At 67.9% G+C, this 21,360-nt stretch carries 15 protein-coding genes; 3 read left to right on the forward strand and 12 right to left on the reverse strand.

Annotated elements, in window-relative coordinates:
• Nucleotides 1-151 precede the first annotated feature (151 nt).
• The 12 genes from XaplCFBP3123_RS08700 to XaplCFBP3123_RS08755 all read right to left on the reverse strand — a co-directional run bounded on the left by XaplCFBP3123_RS08700 (nucleotide 152) and on the right by XaplCFBP3123_RS08755 (nucleotide 17,213).
• On the reverse strand, nucleotides 152-1,786 hold the full coding sequence (locus XaplCFBP3123_RS08700) for a DUF5597 domain-containing protein (protein WP_104533827.1): 1,635 nt from the start codon (nucleotides 1,784-1,786) through the stop codon (nucleotides 152-154).
• Nucleotides 1,786-4,134, reverse strand: a complete 2,349-nt coding sequence (locus XaplCFBP3123_RS08705) for a S9 family peptidase (RefSeq protein WP_104533669.1) — start codon at nucleotides 4,132-4,134, stop codon at nucleotides 1,786-1,788. The genes XaplCFBP3123_RS08700 and XaplCFBP3123_RS08705 overlap by 1 nt, the downstream gene beginning before the upstream one ends.
• Nucleotides 4,124-5,710 (reverse strand): APC family permease, encoded by a 1,587-nt coding sequence (locus XaplCFBP3123_RS08710; RefSeq protein WP_104533670.1) that lies wholly within the window; start codon nucleotides 5,708-5,710, stop codon nucleotides 4,124-4,126. Before XaplCFBP3123_RS08710 ends, XaplCFBP3123_RS08705 begins: the two co-directional genes overlap by 11 nt.
• A gap of 66 nt (nucleotides 5,711-5,776) precedes the next feature.
• Nucleotides 5,777-7,642 carry a DUF885 domain-containing protein gene (locus XaplCFBP3123_RS08715; protein ID WP_104533671.1) on the reverse strand — a complete coding sequence of 622 codons (1,866 nt, stop codon included), beginning with the start codon at nucleotides 7,640-7,642 and terminating at the stop codon, nucleotides 5,777-5,779.
• A complete protein-coding gene (locus XaplCFBP3123_RS08720) occupies nucleotides 7,639-9,456 on the reverse strand; it encodes a DUF885 domain-containing protein (protein WP_104533672.1) in 1,818 nt (605 codons plus the stop codon). The genes XaplCFBP3123_RS08715 and XaplCFBP3123_RS08720 overlap by 4 nt, the downstream gene beginning before the upstream one ends.
• A 116-nt stretch (nucleotides 9,457-9,572) precedes the next feature.
• Nucleotides 9,573-10,772 carry a M24 family metallopeptidase gene (locus XaplCFBP3123_RS08725; RefSeq protein ID WP_104533673.1) on the reverse strand — a complete coding sequence of 400 codons (1,200 nt, stop codon included), beginning with the start codon at nucleotides 10,770-10,772 and terminating at the stop codon, nucleotides 9,573-9,575.
• Nucleotides 10,769-12,385: an aldehyde dehydrogenase family protein gene (locus tag XaplCFBP3123_RS08730; protein ID WP_104533674.1), complete on the reverse strand. Its 1,617-nt coding sequence runs from the start codon at nucleotides 12,383-12,385 to the stop codon at nucleotides 10,769-10,771. Before XaplCFBP3123_RS08730 ends, XaplCFBP3123_RS08725 begins: the two co-directional genes overlap by 4 nt.
• Nucleotides 12,386-12,571: 186 nt before the next feature.
• Nucleotides 12,572-13,480, reverse strand: a complete 909-nt coding sequence (locus XaplCFBP3123_RS08735) for a dihydrodipicolinate synthase family protein (protein ID WP_104533675.1) — start codon at nucleotides 13,478-13,480, stop codon at nucleotides 12,572-12,574.
• Nucleotides 13,477-14,790, reverse strand: coding sequence for an NAD(P)/FAD-dependent oxidoreductase (locus tag XaplCFBP3123_RS08740; RefSeq protein WP_104533676.1), 1,314 nt, complete (start codon nucleotides 14,788-14,790; stop codon nucleotides 13,477-13,479). The genes XaplCFBP3123_RS08735 and XaplCFBP3123_RS08740 overlap by 4 nt, the downstream gene beginning before the upstream one ends.
• Nucleotides 14,783-15,028, reverse strand: a complete 246-nt coding sequence (locus XaplCFBP3123_RS08745) for a 2Fe-2S iron-sulfur cluster-binding protein (RefSeq protein ID WP_104533677.1) — start codon at nucleotides 15,026-15,028, stop codon at nucleotides 14,783-14,785. The genes XaplCFBP3123_RS08740 and XaplCFBP3123_RS08745 overlap by 8 nt, the downstream gene beginning before the upstream one ends.
• On the reverse strand, nucleotides 15,025-16,275 hold the full coding sequence (locus XaplCFBP3123_RS08750; RefSeq protein WP_104533678.1) for an NAD(P)/FAD-dependent oxidoreductase: 1,251 nt from the start codon (nucleotides 16,273-16,275) through the stop codon (nucleotides 15,025-15,027). The genes XaplCFBP3123_RS08745 and XaplCFBP3123_RS08750 overlap by 4 nt, the downstream gene beginning before the upstream one ends.
• On the reverse strand, nucleotides 16,275-17,213 hold the full coding sequence (locus XaplCFBP3123_RS08755; RefSeq protein WP_104533679.1) for a proline racemase family protein: 939 nt from the start codon (nucleotides 17,211-17,213) through the stop codon (nucleotides 16,275-16,277). Before XaplCFBP3123_RS08755 ends, XaplCFBP3123_RS08750 begins: the two co-directional genes overlap by 1 nt.
• A gap of 160 nt (nucleotides 17,214-17,373) precedes the next feature.
• Here XaplCFBP3123_RS08755 and XaplCFBP3123_RS08760 point away from each other — a divergent pair, with 160 nt between their 5' ends.
• The 3 genes from XaplCFBP3123_RS08760 to mutY all read left to right on the forward strand — a co-directional run bounded on the left by XaplCFBP3123_RS08760 (nucleotide 17,374) and on the right by mutY (nucleotide 21,349).
• On the forward strand, nucleotides 17,374-18,090 hold the full coding sequence (locus XaplCFBP3123_RS08760) for an AraC family transcriptional regulator (protein WP_024937898.1): 717 nt from the start codon (nucleotides 17,374-17,376) through the stop codon (nucleotides 18,088-18,090).
• Between the two features lie 205 nt (nucleotides 18,091-18,295).
• Nucleotides 18,296-19,936: a signal recognition particle-docking protein FtsY gene (gene ftsY / locus XaplCFBP3123_RS08765; RefSeq protein ID WP_104533680.1), complete on the forward strand. Its 1,641-nt coding sequence runs from the start codon at nucleotides 18,296-18,298 to the stop codon at nucleotides 19,934-19,936.
• Between the two features lie 339 nt (nucleotides 19,937-20,275).
• On the forward strand, nucleotides 20,276-21,349 hold the full coding sequence (mutY, locus tag XaplCFBP3123_RS08775) for an A/G-specific adenine glycosylase (protein WP_104533682.1): 1,074 nt from the start codon (nucleotides 20,276-20,278) through the stop codon (nucleotides 21,347-21,349).
• Nucleotides 21,350-21,360 lie beyond the last annotated feature (11 nt).

Genomic DNA, 21,360 nt, shown 5'->3' on the forward strand with positions numbered 1-21,360 from the left:
GCGCCGCACTGCTGTCGTTCTTACGCCCACCGAGGCGCGTGGCGAGCGTTTCTCACGAAGTGGAACCAGCTGACAGGAACCGCAATGACGTGTCCCACCCACCGATTCCGATCACGCCCACCTCACGGCTACGCAGTCGCCTCACGCAGGCTCAATACGTGCCCACCCGCACACGCAACACCACCGGCACCTCGCCGGCCGCATCCACCCGCCCGAAGTTGAGCCCGTAGTCGGTCTGGTCGCCGTTGAGCTGTCTTTCGACCTGCCAGCGCCCGTCCACATACCGCCCCTGCTCCACCCGCAACAGTTGTCCATGACGGGTATCGGCCGCCTCGCGGAAAAATTCAATGCGCGCGGCCATGCCGGTGACCAGGAACTCCTCCGGCCCCAGCTGGGCCACCAGCAGCCGGCCGGCGTGGTCGTCGTTACCGGGCAGGATGGCCGGCGCATCGCCCCATAGCGGCGCGCCGAACGACACCCTGGCCTCCCAGTCGCCGAAACGCAGCGTGCGTTGCGGCGCGCCGGGCTGTTCGGCCACCGCCTGCAGGCGGCCGTCGAAGGCCGCCTGGGCGATCACGCGCTGCAGCGGCGCCAGCAGCTTGAAGTTGGCCGCGTGCGCAGCGATCGCGGCGCGGTTGGCCGCGCTGTCCGGGTTGCCATCCATACCGAACACAGAAAAGCCGATCCCGCCCTGCCCCAGCACATGGAACAGGTATGGCGCGGTGGCCGCTTCGAAGCCGGTCTCCGACACCCAGGCCGGATTGTCCGGCCGCGCGTACTGGCCGATGACCTTGGTGTACTCGTTGTAGTCGTTGGTGTAGATATCGGTGCCGATGAAGTCGATCGACGGCGTGGCCGCGCGCCACAGCGCGAACACGTTCACCGTCGCACCGCCGGACGGATAATCCAGGCCCGGATAGCGCTTGCCCTTGTAGCGCAGCCAGGTGTTGACGTAGAGCGGCAGCGGATACGCACGCTTGCCGGCGGCAGCCACCTGGTCGATATATGCCGCCGTTGCATGCGCATTGAAGGCTTCGGCCGCCTCGGCACCGAACAGCTGCTGCCAGCTGCCCTGCGGTTTGCCCAACGCCTGAGCGATCGCCGCGGGCACCGGTTGTGCGAACGCCGCCTCGCCGGCCGGGCCATGGTCGCGCACCGTGCCGATCGCGCCGGGCTCGTTTTCCACCTGGACCAGGATCACCGTGTGACGGTCGCCATCGACCTTGCGCAGGTGCTGCATCAACGCGGTGAAGGCGCGCGCATCGGCCTGCACGTTGGCGGCCACATGCGGCGACAGCACATCCACCGGTTCGCCATTGGCATCGCGCATGCGTGGGTAGCTCGCCTCGTCGCGCTTGATCCACTCCGGCACGTAATGCATCTGGCCGTTCTTCCAGCTGCCGAACCACAGCAAGGCCACGCGCAAACCGCGCTTGCGTGCGCCGGCGATCAGCGCATCCACGTTGGCGGTATCGAAGCGCCCGGGCGCCGGCTCGAACTGCTCCCAGTACACCGGCGCTTCCACCGTATTGGCATGCAGCGCGACCACCTCGTCCAGTGCCTTTGGCAGCACGGCCGGCCAGGCACTGGAGTTGTGCAGCTGCGCGGCCAGCACGGTGTACGGCGCGCCATCGACAAACAGCGCATGGCGGCCATTCTGGGTAACGAAGCGCGGCAGTTCTTCTGCACTGGCCAACGCCACACCGCCGGCCAACATCGCGAGCGACCACAGCAGGGCCGCGATGCGGCCGCGCGGCTGCGGCATTTTCAGGACAAACAAACGCATCATCGCGCCTCCGACGGTAGTGAATTCCAATGCGGCGTGGGTTCATTGCGCAGATGGCGCACGAAGAAGTCGTACTGGCGACGCTGCACATAGTCGATCGGCCCGCTGGAGCGGCCCACCGAATGCTCGCCGCCAGGCACGTTGAGCAGCTCGAAGTCCTTGCCGGCCTTGATCAACGCATCGACCACCTGCGCGGTGGAGGCCGGGTCCACATTGCTGTCCTGCTCGCCGACGATCAGCAGCAGGTCGCCTTGCAGCTTGCCTGCATTGACCACGCCCGAGGCCTGCGCATAACCGGCATCCACCGGCCAGCCCATCCACTGCTCGTTCCAGCTGATCTTGTCCATGCGGTTGTCGTAGCAACCGGCAAACGCCACGCCCACCTTGTAGAAGTCCGGATGGCGTTCGAGCGCGCCCAGCGTGCTCTGCCCACCGGCCGAGGCGCCGTAGATGCCGACCCGGCCGATGTCGTAGGACCGGTCCCTGGCGGCCAGCGCACGATGCCAGGCGATGCGATCGGCAAAGCCGGAATCGCCGAGGTTCTTCCACGCCACATCGTGAAAGGCCTTGGAGCGGTTGGCGGTGCCCATGCCATCGATCATCACCACGATGAAGCCCAGGTCCGCCTGCGCCTGCATGCCGATCTGCTTGTCGCCACCGGAGTGATAGCCGAACGGCCAGAACGTCTTCGGCACAAAGGCGTCGTGCGGGCCGGCGTAGATGTTCTCGATCACCGGATATGTCTTGCGTGGGTCGTAGTCGCGCGGGCGCACCACCATGCCCCAGATGTCGGTGCGGCCATCGCGGCCCTTGGCCACGAAGGTCTCCGGCGCGCGCCAGCCGGCCGCCAGCAGCTTGTCGATGTTGCCCTGTTCCACTTGCTGCAGCAGCCGGCCATCGATGGCGTGCAGCTCCATCACCGGCGGCAGATCCGGGCGCGAGTAGACATCGACGTAGTGCCGGCCGTCGTCTGCAATGGCGACATCGTGATCGGCATCGCTATGGGTCAGCCGGGTCAACCGGCGGCCGTCGAAATCCACGCTGTACAGCTGCCGGTAGTATGGGTCCTTGCCCGCATCCATGCCGCTGGCAGTGAACCAGATGCGCCGCTGCGCGTCGTCCACCCGCAGCACATCGCGCACGATCCACGGCCCGCGTGTGAGCTGGCGTTTGAACTTGCCGCTGCGGCCATCGACCAGATACAGGTGCCGCCAGCCGTCACGCTCGGAGATCCACAGCAGCTCGTCGCCGCGCCCGTCCACGTCATGGCGAAAGCTGCGGTCGGCATACACGAACGTGCGCGCATCTTCGCCGACCGCCACATGCGCGCGACCGCTCTGCGCGTCCACCGCGATCACCCGCATGCGCTGAAAGCCGCGTTGCACGTAGTCGAAGCTCACGCTGCGGCCATCGCGGCGCCACTGCAGCGGCGACAGCGCATACGGATTGGCGAACAAGGCGGTCTCCACCTCGCGGCGCGTGCCGTCCACGGCGAACAGCACCGGCCGCTCCACATCCACCGCATCGCCCGGCTTGGGATACAGCTGCGTGCGCACGCGCGGCTGGCCGCCGCCTGCAGGCGCCGCCTCCACACGGGTGACGCGGCGGGCCAGCCCGGGACGCACGCGATACACCGCCAGCCGCTGCGAGTCAGGCGACCAGGTAATGCTTTCCGGGTCGAAGTAATCGTCTGCACGGCCGTCGTCGCTGAGCCGGGTCAGCTGCCCGTCGGCGACGCGACGCAGCAGCAGGTTCCAGCCATCGGCAAACGCTTCCCAGCGGCCATCGGGCGAACGGCGTGGCGTGTTGTCGGCGGGCACCGCAGGGTCGCGCACCACACCAAAGCCCCGTGGACGCTGCTGCGCACCGGCGTCGTCGCGGGCGCAACGATAGCCCGTCAAGCTGCAACGCCAGGGCGCTTCACCAAGCTCGAACCGGATCGCCCCATCGCCGCGCTCGCCGTCTGCTGCATAGGCGAAGCGCTCGAACGGCAACCGCAACGCGGTGTAGGGCGTGCCGGTCGCCGCGCTCAATGCCTGCGCCACGCGCAGCTGGTCGAACGCCGGCATTTTCTGCAGCGTGGCGACATCCGCACGGACGAAGGCGAACCCACCCGGCACCGTCTTGCGGTAATGGAAGCTGCCAGCGTCCTGCCATTGCGCCGGCCACGCCACGTTCTCGGTCAGCGTGCTCCATTGCGCGCGCAACCCCAGCGCGCGTTGGTAATCGGCCACACCGGGCGCGGCCTGTGCCCCAGCCGACAGCAACACGATGCACGCAACCAGCCCATTCAAGCAGCCCCGCAGCCAGCGCGATACCCCCGCGTCGCGGCGCAGCTCACTCGCCATCGTCCTCCTCCAACGCCAGCTCATCGCTGCGCAAGCCGCTACGCGCGCCCCAGTGGTAGATGAAGAACGCAATCGCCGCCACGCTCAAGGTGTCGAACGGATGCGCGATCCAGCCGTGACCGCCGAACGTCCCGGCCCACGACACCGCCATCACCAGCACGAAGAACACGATCAACCACAGCGATGCGCGTACTTGGCGCAGCAGACGTGCACGGCCCTGGCGCGATGGCAGGCGATACAGCACGTACAGCGCGAACGCGAGCACCTGCAGGCCAAGCAACCACGACAAGGTCGGCCAGGTCGACCAGTAGACGATCAAGGCGGCGACGATGAACGACAGCGGCCCCAGCACGGCAAGGCCACGGACGCGAAACGGCCGCGGCAAGTCCGGCGCACTGCGGCGCAACGCCGCCACCGTCACCGGTGCCACCGCATAGCTCAGCACCAGGGCGGCCGACACCACGCCGATCAAGGTCTCCCACGAGGGGAACGGCAGCGTCCAGAAGATCGACAAGCCCAGGCTCAACCACAATGCCGGCCGCGGAATACCCGATTGCGGATCCACCCGCGTCAGCACCGGCAAAAACCCGCCGCTGCGCGCCCAGCCGTACACCACGCGCGGGGTGGCATTCATGTAGATGTTGCCGGTGCCGCTGGGCGAGACCATCGCATCGCAGATCACCAGTGCAGCCAACCACGCCATCCCCAACGCCAGCGCGATGTCGTGATACGGCAAGGCAAACACCTTGTCGATACCGCTCCAGCCCGGTGCCAGTTGCGCGGCCGGAATGCTGCCCAGGAACGCCAGCTGCAGCAGCACATAGATCACCGTGGACAAGGCCACCGACAGGATCAGGGCGATCGGGATATTGCGCTGCGGGTCGCGCACCTCGCTGGCCACCGACACGATCGGGGTCAGGCCAAGATAGGCAAAGATGATGCCGCCGGCGGAAATCGCCGCCTCCACCCCGGCCATGCCCGAGGGCGCAAACCCGTGCACGCGCAGGTTGCCCGGATTGAAGTGCTTCATCAGCAGCACGATCACCAGGATCGGTACCAGGAACTTGAAGATGCTGACGATGTTGTTGGCCAGCGCGAAGGTCTTGACGCTGAAATAGTTGAGCAGGAAGAACAGCACCAGCAAGGCCAGTTGCACCAACCAGCCCCACACGCTGGGATGGCTGCCGCCGGGTTGGTTGAGCAGCGGGAACCATGCCGCCGCATACTGGCGCGCGGCTTCCACCTCGATCGCGATCAGGCTGGAAAACGCGATCAGGGTGATGAAGCCGGTCAACGAGCCGAGCAAGGCGCCATGCGAATACTCCGGGTAGCGCACCACCCCGCCGGCACGTGGCAGCGCGGCGCCGAGTTCGCAATACACCAGGCCGAGCAGCAACACCGCGATGCCGCCCAGTATCCACGACAGGATGCCGGCCGGTCCGGCGATGGAAGAGACATGGCTGGCCGAGAACAACCAGCCCGACCCGAAGATCGAGCCCAGCCCGATAAAGGTCAGGTCGGTCAGGCTGAGTCGCTTGTGGAACTTGCCTTGCGTGGTCGCACCGTGTGTGCTCATTGGTCGCCCCGAAGCGTGGATAGCGTGGTTGTTGTTGCGGAGAACGTCGACTAGTTGTGTCGTGGATCAGTCGCTGGCAGCCGCCCTGGCCTCTGCTGCCGCCGACCGGTCAGCATCTTCGGCGGCATACGGCGAGACACCACCGTCGGCGATGAAGCGGTCGATGCGCGCTTCCAGCACCGGCAGCGGCACCGAGCCGGTCTGCAGCACCGCATCGTGGAAATGGCGCAGGTCGAACGTCTCGCCCAACGCGGCTTCGGCCTTGCGTCGCAGCTCCAGGATCTTCAGCTCGCCCAGGTAATACGACAACGCCTGCCCCGGCCAGGCGATGTAGCGGTCCACCTCGGTGGTGACCTCATGCTCGCTCAAGGCGGTGTTGTCGCGCAGATAGGCCTGCGCCTGCGCGCGCGTCCAGCCCTTGTGGTGGATGCCGGTGTCGATCACCAGGCGGCAGGCGCGCCACATCTGGTAGGTGAGATAGCCGAAGCGGTCATAAGGCGTGTCGTACATGCCCATTTCCTGGCCCAGGTACTCCGAATACAGGGCCCAGCCTTCGCCATAGGCAGAGATGTAGGCGTAGCGGCGAAACTCCGGCAGCCCCTGCGCCTCTGCCGCCAGCGGCATCTGCAGCGCGTGGCCGGGCGAGGACTCGTGCAGCGTCAACGCGGTCAGGTTGTACAGCGGCCGCGATGGCAGGTTGTAGGTGTTGACCAGATAGATGCCCGGGCCGCCGCGCCCGCCGGTGTAGAACGGCGCCAGTTCCGGCGGCACCGGCTCGATCGCGAAGCGTCTGCGCGGCAGCCGGCCGATGTAATCGCCCACCTTGGCGTCCACGCGCTTGGCGATCCACGCCGCCTGCTTGAGCAACTGTTCCGGCGTCTTGGCATAGAACTGCGGGTCGCTGCGCAGGAACTGCAGGAAGGCCGGAAACACCGCCTGCCCGGCCGGTGCCTTGAAACCGCTGGCGGCGATGGTCTGATCCATCTGCGTGCGCAGCCTGGCCACTTCCTGCAGGCCGATCCGGTGGATCTGCTCCGGGCTCAACTCCAGCGTGGTGAACTCGCGGATCTGCGCGCGGTAGTACGCCTGCCCGTCCGGCAAGGCTTCGCCGGCCAGCGTGGTGCGTGCGTGCGGCTGGTACTCGTTGCGGATGAAGTCCAGCAGCCTGGCGTAGGCCGGCAGTACCTGCGTATCGATGGTGTTGACTGCCTGCTGGCGCAATTGCGCCTGCACATCGGCAGGCAGCGTCGCCGGCATCTGCTTGAACGGTGCGTAGAACGGATTGGCCTCGCCCTTTGCCTGCACCACGTCGACGATGGACTGGTCGCGCCCGGTCAGGGTCACCCGGGGCTGGCTGAAACCGCGCGCCAGCCCGGCGCGCATATTGTCGGTGTGCTCGGCGAAATAGCGCGGGATATCGGCCAGCATCTTCAGATAGCGCTGGTAGTCCTCGCGCGTGCGCAGCTTGGCCTCGGCGCTGAAGCCCAGGTCGCTCCAGAACGCCGAGTCGCTGTTGAACGGCATTTCCCAGGCGCGGAAGTGCTGCTGGTCCAGCAGCACCAGCAATTGCTGGCGGTACACCTGGTAGCTCACCTGATCTTCGGCCGGCAACTGCGCTGCCGGAATCGCATCCAGCTCCTTCAAGGCCTGTTGCCAGTACGCAGTGCGCAGGTTTTGCGTGGCCACATCGACCTTGGGCAGATGGTCGGACTGCCTGTCCTGCGTGGCCTGGTTGTCTTCATCCACCGCGCCGGACAGCTGCGCCTGCCGCCAACGCCATTCGCGCGTGTACAGCGCCTTGAAGCGTGCCGCTGCACTGTCTTGCGTGGTTGCTGCGGGCGCTGCGGCCTGCGCCTGCACGGCGGTGCCGCCCAGGCTGGCAGCAATCAGCAGACTCAGTGCGCTCGCGCGCCAGATGCTATGGGTGCTCATCCGCGTCCCTCCGGCGCCGCCTTGGCCTGCGCAATCCAGTGGCGCACGCGCTGCTGCAGCATCGCCAGCGGCATCGCGCCGCCGCCGAGCACCGCATCGTGGAAGGCGCGCACATCGAAGCGATCGCCGAGTTCTTTTTCCGCCTCCGCACGCAGCGCAAGAATCTGCAGCTGCCCCAGTTTGTAACCCAGGGCCTGGCCCGGCCAGACGATGTAGCGATCGGTTTCGGACTGGATGCTGGGCTCGTCATCGGACGGATGCGCATGGAAGAAATCCACCATCTGCTGGCGGTTCCAGCGCTTGTAATGCACGCCGGTGTCGAGCACCAGGCGGTTGGCGCGCAACAGCTCGCCGGACAGCCGGCCGTAGTCGTTGTACGGGTCCTTGAAGAAGCCGATCTCCTTGCCCAGGCGCTCGGCGTACAGCGCCCAGCCTTCGATATAGGCGTTGTAGCCGGCCTGCTGGCGGAACGGCGGCAATGGCAACGTCTGGGCGAGCGAGATCTGCAGGTGATGGCCCGGCACGCCCTCGTGATAGGCGGTGGTTTCGATATTGACCAGCGTGCGGCTGGCGAAGTCGCTGGTGTTGACCTTGACGATGGCCGGCTTGGTGCCTTCCGGATTGCTCTGCCAGTACTCGGCGCCGGGCGCGCTGCGTCGGAACGCCGGCATCGCCTGCACTTCCAATGGCGTCTTCGGCAAATGACCGAACAACTTGGGCAACTCAGGTTCCATCGCGGCGATGTACTGGCGGTATTGCTGCAGGATCTGCTCGCCGGAGCTGGCGAAGTGGCGCTTGTCGGTGTCCACCGCCTTGCGGAAGCTGGCCAGATCGGTAAAACCCTGCGCCTTGGCGATCACCGTCATCTCGCCTTCGATGCGCGCGACTTCCTTCAGGCCGATCTGATGGATCTCCTCCGGCGCCATGTCGGTGGTGGTCTGGGTGTGGATGGCGTAGCGATAGCGGCGTTCGCCATCGGGCAGCGACCACAGGCCCTCCTGCGCGCGCCCTTGCGCGGCATATTCGTCGCGCACGAATGCGGCCAACTTGGCATAGGCCGGGCGCACCTGCTGCTCGATCGCGGCCAGCAATTGGGTGCGCAGCGCAGCGCGCTGGTCGGCCGGCACCGCGGCATCGAGTTTTTTCAGCGGCGAGGCGAACGGACTCTGCTCGCCGGTCAGCGCGGCGATCTTGTCGATCTGCTCGGGCAGGCGCTCCAGCAGGTAACGCGGCTGGGTGAGGCCTTCTTTCGCGCCTTGGCGCGACACCGCAATCACCTGGTCGATCACCGTCGGAATGGTCTGCAGGCGCTTGATGTAGTCCTGATAATCCTTGGCGTTCTCGAACGGAAACGCATCGCCGTAACCGGCCAGCCCCAGCTGGATACCGCCGATCGGCTCCAGCGGCATCGCATAGGTCTTCAGGTCGATGCCTTCCAGCTTGTCGCGCAACTGGCCGAGCATCATCTGCAGGCTGAGCTGGCGCTGTTCGTCCAGCGTCTTGCTGTCGATCGCTTCGAACTGCTTGAGCAGCTCGGCAGTGGCGCTGCGCTCGGCCTGCACGGCCTGAAGCGAATAATCGCTCCAACGATCGTTGTAGCGCTTGTCGCCGATGATGCTGGCGAACTCCGGGTTGTGCTGCAACTGGTACTGCCATTGCTTGTCCAGCAGCGCATCGAAGGCCTTGGCGGCCTGTTCGCCGGTCGGCGCAGAGGTGGCCGCAGCCGCCGTTTCCGGTGCCGGCGGCGCCGGCTTGCAGGCAGTGAACAAGGCGGCGGCCAGCAGGCCGATGGCGACAGGACGCAGGTGGTTCATGCAGTTACTCCAAGATGCAATGGCGGCTGTAGGAGCGCGCCTGAGCGCGACGGCTTTTATCGGGACTGCCCGTCGCGCCCGGGTGCGCTCCTACGCGTGCGTGAGCCTGTGCGGGCTCATGCAAACGGTTGGTCGATCGCCGGCGACGGCGGCGTAAACCACTGCGCGCCGCTGTCGGTGACGTAAAAGTGGTCCTCCAGGCGCACCCCGAACGCACCGGGCACCACGATCATCGGCTCGTTGCTGGCGCACATGCCCGGCTGCAGCGGCTGCGCATTGCCGCGCACCAGATACGGCGCTTCGTGGATCGCCAGCCCGCAGCCGTGACCGGTGCGGTGCGGCAATCCCGGCAAGCGGTAGTCCGGGCCCAGCCCTGCCGCCTCCAGCACGCTGCGCGCGGCCTGGTCCACCGCTTCGCAGGCGAGCCCGGGGCGGATTGCCGTAAACGCGGCTGCCTGCGCTACCTGTTCCAGGTCCCAGATGCGCCGTTGCGCGTCATTGGGCGTGCCGTAGATCCAGGTGCGGGTGATGTCGGAGTGATAGCCCTGCACGGTGCAGCCGGTGTCGATCAGCACCAGCTCGCCTGCGCGCAGGTGCTGCACGCCGGGAATGCCGTGCGGGAATGCGGTGGCATGGCCGAACTGCACGATGCAGAAGGTCGATCCGTTGTCCGCGCCCAGCGCGCGATGCGCCTCGTCGATAAAACGCACCAGTTGATCGGTGCCGATGCCTTCCTGCGCGATGCCGGCGGCCAGCCGCTGCACCAGCAAGGTCATGTCGCAGGCCTGCTGCATCAGCGCCAGCTCGGCCGGCGATTTGCACATGCGGCAGCCGTCGATGATGACCCCGGCATCGCGGATCGCCGTGCCCAGGTGCGCGCGCAGGCCGGTGTGCACGGCAAAGGCGATGCCCGGATCCAGCGCCAGTGCATGCGCGTGGCGGTCGTCCATCGCCTGCACCACCAGCGCGTACGGGTCCTCGTGTTCTTCCCACAGATGTTTGGCGACCGAAATCTTCAGCACCGCATCCAGCGAGCCTTCTTCGAAGGCGGGGCAGATCAGCACCGGGTCGCGGTCCAGCGTGAGCAGCAGCGCGACCAGGCGCTCGCTCGCGCCCCAGGGCACGCCGGTGAAATAGCGCAGCGAGGTGCCGGCGCCGATCAACAGCGCATCCACGCCGTGCGCGCGCATCAGGCTGCGAGCGCGTTCGATGCGCTGTGCGTATTCGTCCGCTGCGATCGGCGCGGCGCGCTGCGTCCACGGCGCCAATTGCGCGCGCGCCTGCTCCAGCGACACCCCGCCGATCTGGCCGCTCATGCGCCCGCTCCAAGATCGGCAGTGCTCCATTGCCCATCGACCAGACGCGCCACCCCGCCCGGATTGCGCTGGCGCAGTTCGGCCGGCAGCAAGGCGTCCGGTACCGCGTCGTAGCTATGGAGGGCGGCAAAGCGGCGGATGGAACCGGGCATGCCCACCGCAGTGAAGCCAGGATGCCCGGTGCTGGGAAATGGCCCGCCGTGATTCTGCGCCGCGCTCACCGCCACGCCGGTCGGCATCTTGCTGTTGATCAAGCGCCCCACCCGCGCCCGCAACACCGGGGCGATGGCCTGCCAGGCCGCATCGTCGCTGCCATCGGCTGCGCGATACAAGGTGCCGGTGAGGTTGCCTTCGAATGCCGCGGCAAGCTGCGTCATCTGGGCGAGGTCGCGTGCACGCACCAGCAGGCTCACCGGGCCGAAGGCCTCGGTCTGCAGCGCATGCGGATTGGCGAGGAACGCCTGGCCATCCACGCTCAGCAAGGTCGGCGCGTAGCGATAACCGTCTTCGCCGGTATGTCCACCGGCCAGCAGCGCGGCACCGGCAGCGCGCAGGGCCGCCACACCGCGTTGCACGCCTTCCACGCCTGCACCGGAAAACAGCACCATCGGCATGGCAGCCTCGCAATGCGCCGTGGTCGCGGCCACGAACGCATCGCCGGCCTCGCCGTGCGGCACCACCACCACCCCGGGGTTGGTGCAGAACTGGCCGCTGCCCAGCGTGCACGAGGAAAAGAATTCCTGCGCCAGCGCAGCGCCGCGTTCGGCCAGTGCGCCCGGCAACAGGAATACCGGATTGACGCTGGACAGCTCGGCATAGAACGGCACACCGGCCGCATCGGCGGCGGCCTTCAGCGCCAGCCCGCCGGCACGGCTGCCGGTGAAGCCGATCGCCCCCAGCCGCGCATCGCCGGCCAGTCGCAGGCCGGTGGCGTTGTCGACGTGATACAGCAACTGCACCGCCGCAGCCGGCAGGCCCGCCGCAAGCAAGGCTGCGTGCGCAAGCTGCGCCATGCGCTGGCTGGTGGCCGGGTGCAGCGGATGCGCCTTGGCGATCACTGGGTTGCGCGCGGCAATGGCCGAGGCGAAATCGCTGCCGGCAATCGCATTGAAGGCGAACGGGAAATTGTTCGGGCCAAACACCAACACCGGCTTGCCTAGCGGCGCCAGATGCGAACGCAGGTCGGCAGCGGTGTCGATGATGGGTTGGGTCCAGCTGTAGCTGCGTACCGCCTGTGCGGCCTGACGCAACTGCCCGCTGGTGCGCGGCAGTTCGTTGCCGCGCAAGCGCGTGGGCGCCGGCAATGCGGTTTCTGCATGGGCAAGCGCCACCAGGGTGTCGGCATCGGCATCCAGCGCGTCGGCGTAGGCGTCCAGGAATGCGGCGATCCTTTCGACCGGTGCCGCCGCAAGTTCCGCTGCAACCGCTTGCGCCGCCGCAACCGCGGTTTCGACATCCTCCGCACCGCTGACCGGAAACTGCGGCCCGATCGCCTCGCCCGTGCTCGGGTCGGCCGCACGGAAGCTGCCGGTCGCGGCGCGGCTGGGTTGCCACCGGCCGGCCAGCAATACCTCGGCCGCCTGTCTGGAAGTGGATTGGAGCGTCTCGTTCATTGCGGCACCTTCGGTTACAGGAGGACAGACCCTGCGCACTGTGCGGCAGCGGCCGACCAGAAAGCGACGAGGATGTCGCGCTGATGCGACATCCTCGTCGACCCACGTCTCGCTACATCGGCCACCACGTCCGCGAGTGCATCCGTGCGCGGCGCTCATCCCGTGGCGTGCGGCGAGACCTCATCGTCAGGACAGTTTGGGCGCAGTGGCGATGGCGTGATCGATGACCTTGAGCGCCGCCTCGCGCTCGGCGCCGTCGACCACCAGGCGCGGCGCGCGCACGCGCTCGCTGCCCAGGCCCACTTTTTCCTGCACCAGTTTGATCAACTGCACGAACTTGGGCACGGTATCCAGGCGCAGCAGCGGCAGGAACCAGTCGTAGAGCTCCTTGGCCGCCGGATAACCGCCATCGCGCGCGAGTTCGAACAGGCGCACCGATTCCTTCGGGTACGCGTTGACCAGGCCGGCGATCCAGCCCTTGGCGCCCATGCTCAGGCCTTCGACGATGGCATCGTCCATGCCCACCAGCAACGCCAGACGATCGCCCAGCAGTTCCTGCAGCGCGGCGAAGCGGCGCACATCGCCCGAGGATTCCTTGACTGCCTGCAGGTTGGGGAATTCGGCGGCCAATTCGGCGATCTGCGCCGGGCCGAAATCGGTCTTGTAGGCCACCGGGTTGTTGTAGAGGATCACCGGCAGATCGGTCGCGGCGATCACCGCGCGCACATGCCCGCCCATCTCGCGCCAGTCGGTGGAGTAGACGTAAGGCGGCAACACCATCAGCCCGCCGCAACCGAGTTCCTTGGCTGCCTTGGCCAGCTCTACTGCCTCACCGGTCGCCAGGCTGGCGATGCCCGGCACCACCGGCACGCGGCCGTTCAATGCGCCGATCAGCGTCTTGAGCACGGCGATCTTGTCGTCCACGCTCAAGGTGGCCGCTTCACCCAGCGAACCCAGCGGCACGATCGCAGTGCAGCCGGCGTCCACCAGTTGATTGGCGTGCTTGCCCAGGAAGGCGTGGTCGATCTCGCCGGAGGCGGTGAACGGGGTGGTGATGGCCGGCAACACGCCATGCCAGAACGCAGCAATACTCATGGATGATTCCCTTGCGAGTCGGAAGTGAACGGGTCGGCCAGCGCCGCGAGGCGGACCGGGAACAACGGCGGCCGGCGGCCGGCGTCGGTGGAAAGCGCGGGCGGGCACCGCCCCAGTTCGGTGAGCGCGGTGCCGCAGATGCGGCCCTGGCAGGCGCCCATGCCGCAGCGCGAGGCGAGCTTGGCATCGCGTGCATCGTCGAAGTTGTCCAGCGCAGCCAGCGGCACGTCCTCGCAGCGGCACACCAGCGTGTCGGGCTGCGCCAGCGTGCGGATGCGTGGATTCAGTGCGAACTGCTGTTGCAGCACGTCGGCGAACGCACGCGCGGCACGCCGCCGCGGCTGCAGGCGCAGCGCAGCGTTCGGTGCGTCTGCAGCCATATGCCCGGCCATCGCACCTTCGATCAGCGCGCCATCGCGCCCGCCGATGCCGCAGGCTTCGCCCGCCGCAAATACCTGGGGCACGCTGGTGCGCAACAACGCATCCACCTGCACCTGTTGATGCGCGCCGCACGCGTCCAGCCGGCAACCAAGCAGTTGCGCAAGTTCGGTGTTCGGCACCAGGCCATAGCCCACCGCCAGCTGATCGCAGGCGATACGCGTGCGGCCGGCGGGCCCTTCGATCTCGATTTCGCGCAGTTGCGTGTCGCCATGCGCGGCAACCACGACGCTGCCGGTGCGATAGGCCACCGCGCGCAATTGCAGGCGCAACGCCACCGCCTGCGCCGCCTTGCCCGGCCAGCGCCACAGCTGCAGCGCAAACTGTCGCAACGCAGCTGCAGACGTTTGTTCGTAAATACCGAGCACCCGTGCGCCATGCTGTTGCAGCGTGGCCGCACTGGCCAGCAGCAGCGGGCCGCTGCCGGCGACGACCACGCGCTTGCCGGCCAGCGGCCAGCCCTGTTTGGCCAGTGCCTGCGCCGCGCCGGCGCCGGTGACGCCGGGCAAGGTCCAGCCCGGGAATGGCAGCAGCAATTCGCGTGCGCCGGTGGCCAGCACCAGGGCGGCGTAATGCAGTTGCAGGGAACCGTCCGGGCCATCGGCCAACAGCCAGCCCGGCTGCGCCAGCAGGATCTGCGTGCGCGTCAGCAGCGTGATCGACGCCGCGCCCTGCACCTGCCGCAACAGCGCGCGTGCATCGGCCGGCGCGCCGTGCCGCACATCGCTGCGCCACACCTGCCCGCCGGCACGCGGCTGCAGGTCCACCACGCCCACCCGCACGCCATGACTGGCCGCGGCCTGCGCCGCCGCCAGGCCGGCCGGGCCGGCGCCGATCACCAGCACATCGAAATGCTGCACGCGCTCAGCCATCGGTGCGCACCTGCATGCCGTCGCGCGCATCCACCAGGCACGCACGTTGCTGGCCGATGCCATCGATGCGCACCCGGCATTCGAAACACACGCCCATGCCGCACAACGGCGCGCGCGGCTGGCCGCTGCAGGATTTCCGGAACTGCAGCGTCGCCAGTGCCACCGCGGCGGCCACGCTGGCGCCGGCCGGCACCTCGACTGGTTGCGCATCCACGTGCAGGCGCACCGTCGCGCTCATGCGGCCGCACCGTGCACGGCGCGCGCCGGCGCGTACGGGCCAGGGTCGATCGCCGGCGTGCGCCCGAGCAGGCTGTCCACGATCACCCGGGCGCTCCCCAGCGCCGTGGTGACCCCCAGCCCCTCGTGACCGGCGGCCACCCATACATCGCGCCGGCCGGGCACCGCCCCGAGATACGGGCGCCCGTCCGGTGTCGCCGGGCGCAGACCGGTCCATACCCGGATCGCCTGCAACTCGCGCAGCACCGGCAGATACGCGAAGGCGCGCTGCAGCATCCGCTGCAATACCGGCATCGACAACGCGCGATCGTGCTCGCCGAACTGGCGCGAGGAGCCGATCAAGATCTGCCCGGTCGGCCGCGGCTGCACGTTGAAGGCCACGCTGGTGTCGTCGGCGCCATGCGCAGAATCGGCGTAGCCCAGTTCCAGTAGCTGATGCCGGATCACTCCCGGATGCCGGTCGGTGATGACCAGATGGCCCTTGCGCGGGCGCAGCGCCAGCTCGGGCAACAACTGCGGCAAGGCCACGCCGCTGGCGACCAGCACCGGGCCGGCCAACAGCTGGCCATCGTCCAGACGCACCCCATGCGCCTGCAACTGCTCCACCTTGCGGCCGGCAAACAGCTGCGCGCCCGCCTTGCAGGCCAGGTTCACCAGATGCCGCGCCACCCGCGGCGGATACACCACCGCCTCACCGGGCACGCGCATGCCGCCGGCCAGGCCCGGCACCAGTTGCGGCTCCAGTGCATACAACCGGCTCGCATCGATCACTTCCGCATGCAGATCGGCTGCGGCCAAGCGCGCGATCTTGGCCGGCACCGCCGCCAGTTCGCGCGCATCGCGCGCCACCCACAGCGTGCCGCAGCGGCTGAATTCGGCTTCGCTCAGTTGCGCGAACCGCTCCCACAGGCGCAGCGAATACGCCGACAACGCCAGCTCGGCCGGGTCGTCGTCCATCGCCACCAGGTGCCCCATCGCCGCGGCGGTGGAACCACCGCCGATCGGCCCCGGTTCGACGATCGCCACCCGCAGCCCGTCGCCGGCCGCCGCCTCGGCGCAGGCCGCCCCGACGATGCCCGCGCCCACCACGATCAGGTCGTAGCTGCGTCGCGTACCGGCAGCGGCCGGCACGCTGCGGGTGTCGGTGGCTGGCGCATCCGCTGCGGCCAGCGACGCATCGGGCAAGCGGGCCGCAGCAGCAGACGCTGCGCCGGCGTGTCCCTCCTGCGCGCGCAGCTGCTCGTCCATCAGGCCACGATGCCCCAGGCGAACGGGTCGGCCGGGTCGATCAGCAGCTGCGTGCGTGCAGTGAGGTAGGCCTGCCCGCTGATGCGTGGCGCAATGCCGCGCCCACTCAGGCGATAGCTGCCTTCGAAGGCGCTGCCAAGAATGCCCTGCTGTACCCAGCGCTCGCCTTCGGCCAACTTGCCGTCGGCGGCCAGGCAAGCCAGCTTGGCGCTGGTGCCGGTGCCGCACGGCGAACGGTCGTAGGCCAGCCCCGGGCACAGCACGAAGTTGCGCGCCACGCCGCTGCTGTCGGGCGCGGCGCCGTTGATTTCGATGTGGTCGATCTCGCCTCCGGCCTCGCCGGTGATACCGGCCGCTTCCAGCGCCAGCCGGATCGCCTCGGTATAGGCGGTCAGTTCGCGCTGATGCGCCAGCTCCAGCGCACACGGCGCCTGCCCGGTGATGAAGAACCAGTTGCCGCCCCAGGCCACATCGCCGCGTACCGGCCCGTAACCGGGCACGTCCACCTCCACGTCGGTCGCGACGCGATAGCTGTCGACATTGTCGACCGACACCGTGCCGTCTTCGGCCAGTTCCACGCCCACCGTGCCGACCGGCGTCTCGATGCGGTGCTGGCCCGGCGCAATGCGCCCCAATTCGGCCAGCGTACGCACCACCCCGATGGTGCCGTGCCCGCACATGCCCAGGTAGCCGACGTTGTTGAAGAAGATCACCCCGGTGCAGGCGCCGGGGTCGCGGGCCGGCAGCAACAGGGCGCCGACCATGGTGTCCGAGCCGCGCGGTTCGCAGGCGATCGCGCTGCGCCACTGGTCGAAATCGCGGCCAAACCGCTCGCGGCATTGCGCCAGATCGCCATCGCCCAGATCGGGGAAGCCGGAGAGGACCACGCGGGTAGGTTCGCCGGCCGTATGGGAGTCGATGACGTCGATGATGTGCATGGCTCATGCTCCCACTGCCGGCTGGCACACGACTAGCGTCCAATGCGAGTTGCAAATGCGGAAATCCGCACAATCGACAACCCGGTTCACGGCCCCGCGTTTGCGCTAGGATCAATACAGGGCCGCACCTTTCGTGCAGCCGTCAATCGTGACCGCCACCATGACGCCGATGGACCTCAACCTTCCCGCGCTGGAAATGCAGACGCTGTTCGATGCGCTGCCGGACGTGGTGTTCTTCATCAAGGACAGCGAGGGCCGCTACACCCATTGCAACCTGACGCTGGTACGCCGGCTCGGGCGCAAGCTGCGTAGCGAAATCATCGGCCGCTCCCCGCTGGAGGTGTTTCCGCTGCCGCTGGGCGGAAGCTACATGATGCAGGACCGCCGCGTGCTGTGTGGCGAGCTCATCGACAACCAGCTGGAGGTGCATCTGTATCCCAACCGCCTGCCCGGCTGGTGCCTGACCTTCAAACGCCCGCTGTGCGAGGCCAATGAGGTGATTGGCGTGGTCGGCATTTCGCGCGATCTGGGCCAGCCCGACAGCCGGCACTCGGCGTACGAGCGCCTGAGCCAGGTGATGGATCACATGCAGGCCAACTTCGGCGACAACCTGCGCGTGCAGAGCCTGGCCGACCTGGCCGGCCTGTCGGTGGCGCAACTGGAACGGCACTTCCGCCGCGTTTTCCAGGTGACCCCGCAGCAACTGCTGACCAAGCTGCGCATCGAATCGGCGATGCGGCTGCTGTACGGCGACGACAGCATCGCCAGCATCGGGCAACGCTGCGGCTTCGCCGACCAGAGCGCGTTCGCGCGTCAGTTCAAGGCAACCGTCGGCATGACCCCGCGCGATTACCGTGCGCTCAAGGGTCAGTTGTAGGCACGCAAACACCCGCTGACACATCGCTGGCACAAATGCCGAATTCGGCAGCATTCGTGATGCCGTGGCGATGCGGTTTGCCTGTGTTGTTGCGCAGCAGTTGCGGCGTGCAGGGCGTTGCCCGGACAAGGCCGCACTGAAGGTCGCGTCAAGGCGAACCGGGGCCCGGATGGTAGAATTCCGGGTTTCCCCTACTGCGTTGCCAATGGCCAGCTTTTTCCGCCGTAACAAGCCAACCACGCCCGACAGCGCGCGCACTTCGCGCTATAGCCTGGAAGAACTGGCAGCCGCATTCCCCACCGCGCCCTCTGCCGCCACCCCGGCGTCGCCGGTCGAGGCAATGCCGACTGCGGAACCCGGCACATCGGCAACGACTGCAGTGTCGCCCGCCCCTGCCGCCCCCGCGCGCAGCGAAGCGGTAGCGCCGACGCCAGCCGCAACGCCGCCAGCCGCGGCACCGACCGAACAACTCGCGCAGGACATCGCCACCCGGACCGGCCAGGCGCAGAGCATTGCCGCAGTCCCCAGCGCACCCACGCCCCCGGCAACGCCGGCGCCTGCGGCCTTGCAGGCGCTGCCCGATCCGGTTCCGTCTGCCACGCCACACGCTCCCACGACAGTGGTGGTACCGCCGGTGGCCGCGCAGCCACAAAGCGCACCCGTGCAGTCGATAGGTACGCCGGCACCGACGCCTTCGCAAGGCGCCACGCCCGCAGTCGCACCTTCGACCGCTACGCCTACCGTCGTTGCACCGGCTGTCGTTACGCCTGCCGCCGCAACAGCTGCGCCCGCAGCGACGCCGGTCGTGGCCCCGCCCCCCGTGGCCGCGCCCATTGTCGTCGCCCCGGGCGTGATCGGCGCCTCCCCGGCCAGCTCCGACAACGACAGCATCGACGGCCAGCGCGATGCGCTACCGGCCGCCCCGGCCGGCAAACCGGGCTGGCGCGACCGTCTGCGCAACAGCAGCTTCGCGCGCAGCTTCGGCGGCTTGTTCTCGCGCAATCCCAAGCTCGACGACGATCTGCTCGACGAGATCGAAACCGCGCTGATCACCGCCGATGTCGGCATCGGCGCAACCACCGCCCTGGTCGAAGGGCTGCGCAAGCGCATGAAGTCGCGCGAGTTCGTGGATGCGCAGGCGATGTTCAAGGCCTTGCGCGCCGATCTCATCGCCCTGCTGCAGCCGGTCTCCAAACCGCTGGTCATCGACCGCTCTGCCAAGCCCTTCGTGGTGCTCACCGTGGGCGTCAACGGCGTCGGCAAGACCACCACCATCGGCAAGCTGGCCAAGCGCTTCAAGGACGAAGGCACCAGCCTGATGCTGGCCGCCGGCGACACCTTCCGCGCCGCCGCCGTGGCGCAGCTGCAGGCCTGGGGCGATCGCAACGGCGTGGCCGTGATCGCACAGGGACAGAATGCCGACGCCGCCTCGGTGGCGTTCGACGCGCTGCAGGCCGCCAAGGCGCGCGGCACCGAGGTGTTGATCGCCGACACCGCCGGCCGCCTGCACACCCAGACCGGGCTGATGAACGAGCTGGGCAAGATCCGCCGCGTGCTCGGCAAGATCGACGCTGCCGCGCCGCACGAAGTGCTGATGGTCATCGACGGCACCACCGGCCAGAATGCCATTTCGCAGCTGCGCCAGTTCCATGCCGCGGTTGGCGTCACCGGCCTGGTCGTAACCAAGCTCGATGGCACCGCCAAGGGCGGCGTGGTGTTCGCATTGGCGCGCGAGTTCAATATCCCGATCCGCTTCGCCGGCATCGGCGAACGCCCGGAAGACCTGCGCGTGTTCGACCCGGTCGCCTTCGTCGATGCCTTGCTGCCGGAAGCCTTGGGCAGCTGAGTGAAAGATGCCTGCCCGCATCTGCAAGCGCTGTGCGCGCAGGCGCTGCAGGCAGGCTGCACGGTGCGGGATGTGTCCCGCTACTGGTCGCGCGCCAGACGTGTACTGGAGTTCTCCCAGCCGTTGCCCGCGGCGTTGCGCAAGCAGGCGCGGCGCAATGCAGAGGTGGTTCATTACCATGCACCGGCCACACCGCACTGGCCTGGCGATGAGGGCGTTTTCTGCGGCCAGTGCCTGGTCGGAATGGCCTTTCCGCTGCACTGAGCGGACCCATCGTAGGGCACAAGCAGACGACCCGACGCCATCGCAAGCCATCGCCTTCCCTTGCCAGCGGAACCCATGCCAGCCGACCACGCCACTCCCACCGCCGACGCCTTTGTCGACCGCCTGCTGCACTGGTTCGACGGCCACGGCCGCCACGACCTGCCCTGGCAGCATCCGCGCGCGCCCTACCGGGTGTGGCTGTCGGAAATCATGCTGCAGCAGACCCAGGTTGCGGTGGTCATTCCGTATTTCCACAAGTTCGTCGCCAGCTTTCCGACCCTGGCCGATCTGGCCGCAGCCGACAACGACACCGTGATGGCGCATTGGGCCGGGCTGGGCTACTACGCACGCGCACGTAATCTGCATGCGGCCGCCAAACAATGCGTGGCCCTGCACGATGGCGAACTGCCACGCGACGTCGATGCATTGCTCGCACTGCCCGGCATCGGCCGCAGCACCGCGGGCGCGATCCTCAGCCAGGCCTGGAACGACCGCTTCGCGATCATGGACGGCAACGTCAAACGCGTGCTGACGCGCTTCCACGGCGTTGCCGGCTATCCCGGCCTGCCGGTGATCGAAAAACAGTTGTGGCAACTGGCGACGACGCATGTGGCACACGTGCCCGCCGGCCGCCTGGCCGACTACACGCAGGCGCAGATGGATTTCGGCGCCACGCTGTGCACACGTGCCAGACCGGCCTGCGTGCTGTGCCCGCTGCAGGGCGATTGCGTGGCGCGCCGCGATGGCCTGGTGGACGCACTGCCCACGCCCAAGCCCGGCAAGCAATTACCCGAGCGCGAAGCCACCGCCTTGCTGCTGGAAAACGCAGACAGGCAGATCCTGCTGCAGCGCCGCCCGCCGACCGGCATCTGGGCCTCGCTCTGGACGCTGCCGCAGGCCGAGACCGATAGCGGCATGCGCGCATGGTTCGACATACACATCGATGGCAGCTACGAACGCGCCGACGACATGCCGCTGATCGTGCACACCTTCAGTCATTACCGCCTGCATCTGCAGCCCTTGCGCATCCGCAAGGTCGCGCTGCGCCCGGCGGTACGCGACAATGACGATCTGCGCTGGGTCGCCCGCGCCGATCTGGCATCGCTGGGCTTGCCGGCACCGATCCGCAAACTGCTCGACGCCCTCTAAGCGCGCACTCA

The organism is Xanthomonas arboricola pv. populi, assembly GCF_002939945.1.
In the GTDB taxonomy this organism is placed as follows: domain Bacteria; phylum Pseudomonadota; class Gammaproteobacteria; order Xanthomonadales; family Xanthomonadaceae; genus Xanthomonas; species Xanthomonas arboricola_A.